The sequence below is a fragment of the Streptomyces sp. NPDC006265 genome (genome assembly GCF_040613555.1).
GTDB lineage: Bacteria > Actinomycetota > Actinomycetes > Streptomycetales > Streptomycetaceae > Streptomyces.
In genome coordinates, this window is record NZ_JBEXSH010000898.1 from 1 (window position 1) to 3604 (window position 3604).

The window sequence follows — 3604 nt, forward strand, 5'->3', positions numbered from 1 at the left end:
GAGTACGTCCAGTACGAGGGCTTCCGTCCGGCACGCCGAGAGCACGCACCAAACGCCGCTCCTCAACGGGCAAACGTTGCCTGCCGCGGCACTAGTCGGGGCTCGCGGCGGGTGACTTCCCGGCCAGCACGTCCTCGAGGCGCCGGGTGCCCTCCTGCACCGCCTGCTGCGCGGAGTCGTTCTGGTCCCCGTCGAGCCCGCCCGCCGTGACGGTGATCGCGTCGTCGCCGACCCGTACGGCGGCGACGTCCAGGGTCAGCGTGGCGTCGTCACCGCCCGTCGAGCCCTGCACCGTCACGCGCAGGCCCTCACGCGCGTCGCCCACCTTGGGCAGCGAGATCTCGATGACCTGGACGGTGCGCTTGTCCTTGCCGTCGGTCACGGTGAACTGGTCGCACTTCTCCGGCAGGGTCGCCATCCAGTTCAGGGAGTCCTGCGCATCGGTCCGGCCGTAGGAGGCGACCTGGTACAGCAGCCGGGAGTCGCCCTCCTCGAAGCCGCGCAGCTCGGACGCGCCCGACGGCTTGCCCAGCAGATCGTCGTCGAACAGCGAGTCCAGGAGGCGCTGGCAGTCGGACGCCTGGGCCTTGGCGGTGAGGAAGTCGGAGACGTCGACCGTGCCGATGAGCAGGCTGTCGTGCCAGTTCTCGGCCTCCGTGTCCTTCACCTGCGTCCAGTCGTCCTCGATGTCCGCCTCGGTGATCAGCGCGGTCCGGGCGCCGTTCGTGGAGAGGGTGGCGGTGGGGGAGGGGGTCTGCCGCACTTCGGCGACCTGGGACGCGGTGACGTCGGAGACGTGCGAACCGTCCGTGCCGCCGTCGGCCGAGCAGGCGGCGGTGGAGAGCAGCGTGCCTGCCGCCAGGGCGCAGGAGAGGACGGGGACGAGCCGGGTCGGACGACGGGTCATCGGGAGTGCCTCCTGAGAACGTGGCGCGTGCCCTCAGCGCACCACCGCCGCCGGCGGCCCACCACCGCCGCCGGACCGTTCGGGTGAGCACGTGCGGGGTCGCGCCGGGCTCAGGTCGCGGGCCGGGCGTGCCCGTTCTGCCAGGCCCAGGCGGCGATCTCGACGCGGTTGCGGGCGGCCGGCTTGAGCTGGATGCCGGACAGGTGCGTCTTGACCGTGGAGAGGGAGACGTACGGTTCCGCCGCGATCTCGGCGTTGGTGCGGCCCAGGGCGACCAGGCGTACGACGTTCAGTTCCCGCTCGGTCAGCGGTTCCCGGAGCGGGGCCGCGTACGGCGCGGGGGGCGCCGGCCGGGGCGTGGTCTCGGCGGGTGCCGCGGCGGTGAGGTGCTTGAGCAGCCGGACCGTGACCGACAGGAGACCAACGAGTCGCCCGCGGTGGCGGCCCGGACGGCCTCGGCGAGGAGGGTCGGCCCGGAGTCCTTGAGCAGGAAGCCGCAGGCGCCACCGCGCAGCGCGCCGTACACGTACTCGTCGAGGTCGAAGGTGGTGACCACGACCACCCGCAGGGGGTCGGCGACCTGGGGCCCGGCGAGCAGCCGGGTCGCCTCCAGGCCGTCCAGCTTCGGCATCGGGTTCCTGACCGCGGCCACGGCCTACGACCTGCTGATCGCCGTGAGCTCCGGCCAGGGCATCCGGTTCCTGCTGATCGTGCTGCTCGCCGGGTTCGCCGCCGTGCTGTGGCGGGCCGACCGGCGGCCGCCGTGGCTCACCCCGCAGGTGCGCACCGCCGTGCCCGCCGCGATCTCCGTTCTGTACACGGCGGGTGTACTGCTGCCGAACGGCCCGGAGGTGCCGTTCGGCACGGGCGAGGTGGCGTTCCTGCTCACCCTGCTCTTCGTCGCCGTACGCCATTGCCCCTGGCCGAGGGGGCTGCTGTGCGGGGTGCTCGACGCGGTCGCCCTGCTCCTGCTGCCGGTACGGTCCTTCCGGGCGCTGCCGGACGAGGCGCTGCTCTCCATCGTGGTCGCACTGATCCTGGTCGGCGTATCCGCCGGGCTCGCCGCGTATCTGCGTTCACTGGACTACCGGCGCACCGTCGCGGTCGGAGAGACCCGCCGGGCCGAGCGCCTCGCCTTCGCCGCCGACCTGCACGACTTCGTCGCCCACCACATCACCGGCATCCTGGTGCAGACGCAGATGGCCCGCATGATGGCGGAGCGGCAACAGCAGCAGGACCTGGGCCCCGTCCTCGCCGGCATCGAGCGCGCCGCGACGGAGGCGCTGGCGTCCATGCGGCGCACGGTCGGCGTCCTGCGCGACACCGGGCCCGAGGCCGCGGACCGCCGTCCCGTCGGCGACCCGGCCGGCATCACCGACCCGGCGGCGCCCAGCTCCCGGAGGCCGCCCCCGGCGGCGGGTTCGGCCTCGTCGACCGGACGGAACGGGTGACGGCGCTCGGAGGCTACTCGGCTCCTGGCGCAGGGAATGGCTCGACTCCTGGCGCCGGGGCTCGCGCGCGCTGTTCAATGAAGCTGCACAGTCGTCCCGAGTGGAGGAGCCGCCCGTGTCACCCGCCGTCGTGCCGCCCGTCGGCGCGCGCATCCGGCAGGCGCGTCTGGAGCGCGGTTCGAGCCTGCGCGCGCTGGCCCGGGAGATCGGCGTGTCGGCGAGTCTCGTGTCGCAGATCGAGACCGGCAAGAGCCAGCCGTCCGTCAGCACGCTGTACGCGATCACCACGGCGCTGGGGATCTCCGTGGAATCCCTCTTCGACGCCCGGGAGACTGCCCGGGAGACTGCCCGGGCGGGTGTTCGGGAGGGCGGTGTCCGGGAGGGTGCCGAGGAGCGCGTCCGGACGGGCGCGGGCGCAGTGCCGCTCGCCGCCTCCACCGCCACCGTGCCGCACGCCCTCGCCGCCTTCGCCGCCGATCCGGGGCGGCGGATCGGACCCCTGGTCGGTTCGGGCGGACGCGAGGCACTGGAGCTGGACTCGGGGGTCGTGTGGGAGCGTCTCGGGCGGGTGCCGGGCGTGGAGGCCGACTTCCTCCTGGTGACGTACCGGCCCGGCGGCTCGTCCTCCGGCTCCGGCGGGCTGATGCGGCACGCCGGCACCGAGTACGGCTATCTGACCTCCGGCGCGCTGGTCCTCACCCTCGGTTTCGAGGAGTACACGCTGCGGGCGGGCGACTCCGTCTGCTTCGAGTCGACGACTCCCCACCGGTACCGCAACGATGGAGAGGTACCGGCTGTGGGCGTCTGGTTCGTGTCCGGCGAGGTCCGGTGACGGCGATGTTCAGTGACACTTGACACCCACCGCACTCGGGCGTTCACTCCGAAGTGGGGGTGGTCGCCATGGCGATCCGCACATATGGACCCAACGCCGTCGACTGGGAAGAGCGCATCGACCTGGACCGGCTGCGCGGGCAGCGGCTGGCCCGGCTGCACGAGTCCCTGAACCGCTCCGAGCTCGGCGCGGTGCTCAGCTTCGACTTCGCCAACATCCGCTACATGACCGCCACCCACATCGGCACCTGGGCGATGGACAAACTGATCCGCTTCGCCCTGCTGGTGCGCGACGGCGAACCGGTCGTCTGGGACTTCGGCTCCGCCGCCCGCCACCACCAGCTGTACAACCCGTGGCTCGACTACAGCGACGGCAAGGGCGGCCCGGGCGCCGGTGGGCGGGCCGCCCTTGCCG

3 protein-coding genes and 2 pseudogenes are annotated in these 3604 nt (G+C 72.9%); 3 read left to right on the forward strand and 2 right to left on the reverse strand.

Features of this window, described 5'->3' with window-relative positions:
* Positions 1-91: 91 nt before the first annotated feature.
* Complete coding sequence (locus ABZ281_RS42345) at positions 92-907, reverse strand: hypothetical protein (protein ID WP_356663341.1); 816 nt, start codon at positions 905-907, stop codon at positions 92-94.
* A 110-nt stretch (positions 908-1017) separates the two neighbouring features.
* Positions 1018-1550, reverse strand: a pseudogene (locus ABZ281_RS42350) (response regulator transcription factor); the annotation flags it as partial.
* Positions 1551-1581: 31 nt separating this feature from the next.
* Between ABZ281_RS42350 and ABZ281_RS42355 the strand changes: the two are divergent.
* The 3 genes and pseudogenes from ABZ281_RS42355 to ABZ281_RS42365 all read left to right on the forward strand — a co-directional run.
* A complete protein-coding gene (locus tag ABZ281_RS42355; protein WP_356663343.1) occupies positions 1582-2358 on the forward strand; it encodes a histidine kinase dimerization/phosphoacceptor domain-containing protein in 777 nt (258 codons plus the stop codon).
* 115 nt (positions 2359-2473) lie between these two features.
* Complete coding sequence (locus tag ABZ281_RS42360; protein ID WP_356663345.1) at positions 2474-3190, forward strand: XRE family transcriptional regulator; 717 nt, start codon at positions 2474-2476, stop codon at positions 3188-3190.
* Between the two features lie 68 nt (positions 3191-3258).
* A pseudogene (locus ABZ281_RS42365) lies at positions 3259-3604 on the forward strand (aminopeptidase P family protein); the annotation flags it as partial.